Genomic DNA, 1,918 nt, shown 5'->3' on the forward strand with positions numbered 1-1,918 from the left:
AACACTGGTCATTGTGTTGAGGTAAAGAAGGTTCGTCTTTATGCGCCTTCATTTGCAGGTGACTACATGGAGTATATTGCGAGAATTAAGAACATAGAGGGAAACCGTGCATTAATTGAAGTTCGTTCTTTTAAGATTATTGAAGTTCCTGCAGATCCACCATTCCCAAGTTCTATAGATGTACTACCTGATCCACCATTATCAACAGTGGTTCAGTTTGTTTACGAGGCATATTAACAAATTACGAATATAGGGGGAGTTTATAAATGAGGAAAGCACTTCAAGGTATAAAAGTAGTTGATCTTACTTCTGCATTAAATGGACCATTTTGTACAATGATGTTAGCTGACTATGGTGCAGATGTTATAAAAATTGAACCAGTTAATGGTGAACAGTGCCGTGAATGGGGACCAATTGATGAGAATAGCGGTGAAAGTGGTTTTTACTGCTACGTGAACCGTAACAAAAAGGGTGTGACTCTTAATCTTAAATCTGAAAAAGGGTTACAGATGTTCTATGACCTTGTTAAGGATGCTGATGTCTTAGTTGAGAACTACAAGGGTGGTGTTACAAAGAAACTTGGTATTGATTATGAATCTGTAAAGAAGGTTAACCCAACTATAATCTATGCTTCAGGCTCAGGTTTTGGCCAGTATGGGCCAATCACACACCGTCCTTGTTATGATATCGTAGCACAGTCTATGGGTGGTATGGTTAACCTTACAGGCTTTAAGGATGGGAACCCCGTAAAGGTTGGTCCTTCTGTTGCAGACCACGTTGCAGGTATTTACTTAACAGTAGGGGTACTTATAGCTCTTTACGACCGTAAGAATACAGGTAAGGGCCAGCATGTTGACGTAGCAATGATAGATACAATCTTCAGTTTGCTTGAAAATGCAATTGTAAACTACACAGTAGGCGGCTTTATCCCAGAACGTAACGGAAATGTAGACCCATCTATTTCTCCATTCGATATATATGAGTGTAAGGATGGTTTCGTTGCTCTTGGGGTAGGCAATGACAGATTGTTCCAAAAATTCTGCTTAACTATCGGACAGGAAGAACTTCTAGAGGATCCTCGCTATAAAACAAACGTTTTGCGCTGCGAAAACTATATACCTGACTTACAAAATTTAATCCGTGACTGGTGTAAGAATCACACAAAGAGCGAAATAGAAGGCGTAATGGATGAGTCAGGAATCCCATGCGGTCCAGTATTAAATATTAAGGAAGCAATCGAGCATCCACATATTCAGGCTCGTGAAATGATGGTGCATTGTGAGCACCCAACAGCAGGGGATCAGTATTTCCAGGGTTGTGTTATAAAGCTTTCAGAAACTCCAGGTAGCGTAGAAACTTCATCTCCATTATTAGGACAACATAATGCAGAAGTTTTCGGACTTACAGAAGAAGAACTTAAAAAGCTAAGTTCAGAAGGTGTAATATAAACAGAGTTCTTGGCTTCAGATGGAGTTTTTACTCCAGGTGAAGCTTAGAAATCGTTATCCAGGGACGTAGCTGCCGTTATCTCTTACTTTGGTAGAAGTGGGAGTCTTACGGCAGGTAGTCATCGGATAAATTAAGTATATACACAATATAGAACGTGGCTGCTTTAACAGGCAGTCACGTCAAAATAGGGGGATATCATAATGAGAAAAGTATCTTTTTTAAGCTATAACATGACAACAGCAGATGCTAACAATCCAGATGGATTAGTGCCAATTGGACGTCAGTTTGACTTCATCGGAGACGTTGAGACAGAAGAAATGATTTTATGTGATGGTGATGAGTCACTTTGTCTTGGATATCATGATGTTAAATGTTACAAGGACATTTATGTAGGGGATATGGTTGATTTTAAAGCAACACTTACAAAGGTAGGGAACACATCTCGTGACTGTAAAATTGAAGTTTTCAA

At 39.4% G+C, this 1,918-nt stretch carries 1 protein-coding gene and 2 pseudogenes; all 3 read left to right on the forward strand.

The annotated features are described in order from the left end of the window. Positions 1–237, forward strand: a pseudogene (locus CRN98_RS17220) (acyl-CoA hydrolase); the annotation flags it as partial. Between the two features lie 29 nt (positions 238–266). Next, the gene (locus CRN98_RS17225; RefSeq protein WP_097028637.1) at positions 267–1,448 is read left to right on the forward strand and encodes a CaiB/BaiF CoA transferase family protein; all 1,182 of its coding nucleotides are present in this window, start codon (positions 267–269) and stop codon (positions 1,446–1,448) included. Positions 1,449–1,649: 201 nt separating this feature from the next. Continuing rightward, positions 1,650–1,918: pseudogene (locus CRN98_RS17230) on the forward strand (beta-alanyl-CoA:ammonia lyase); the annotation flags it as partial.

Origin of the sequence: Clostridium peptidivorans, from assembly GCF_900205925.1 — a bacterium.
GTDB classification, from domain to species: Bacteria; Bacillota; Clostridia; order Clostridiales; family Clostridiaceae; genus Clostridium_AK; species Clostridium_AK peptidivorans.

Coding starts and splice junctions, on each gene's coding strand:
- CRN98_RS17225 (WP_097028637.1), top strand. CDS start 267: ATGAGGAAAGCACTTCAAGGTATAAAAGTAGTTGATCTTACTTCTGCA.